1 protein-coding gene is annotated in these 289 nt (G+C 66.8%); it reads left to right on the top strand.

What is annotated here, in order from left to right; translation table 11 throughout:
• Nucleotides 1-289, top strand: a 289-nt coding sequence (locus ACZYSP_RS35500; protein WP_489019248.1) for an acyl-CoA dehydrogenase family protein, incomplete at both ends; no start/stop codon positions are given.

The following is a 289-nucleotide window of genomic DNA, read 5'->3' as shown; positions in this document are numbered from 1 at the left end:
TCTTCTCCGACGTGCGCGTGCCCGCCGAGAACCTCGTGGGCGAAGAGAACAAGGGCTGGACCTGCGCCAAGTACCTGCTGACCTACGAGCGCACCAACATCGCGGGCGTGGACTTCTCGGTGGCCGCGCTCGAACAGCTCAAGGGCATTGCCGCCACGCAGACGAAAAACGGCAAGCCCCTGGCCGAAGACCCGGCCTTTGCAGCGCGCATGGCGCGCGTCGAGATCGACCTGGGGAACATGAAGACCACCAACCTGCGCGTGATCGCGGCGGTGGCCGGCGGCGGTGT

The organism is Variovorax sp. F042 (assembly GCF_057814215.1).
This window is presented reverse-complemented; position numbering and strand designations above follow the sequence as displayed.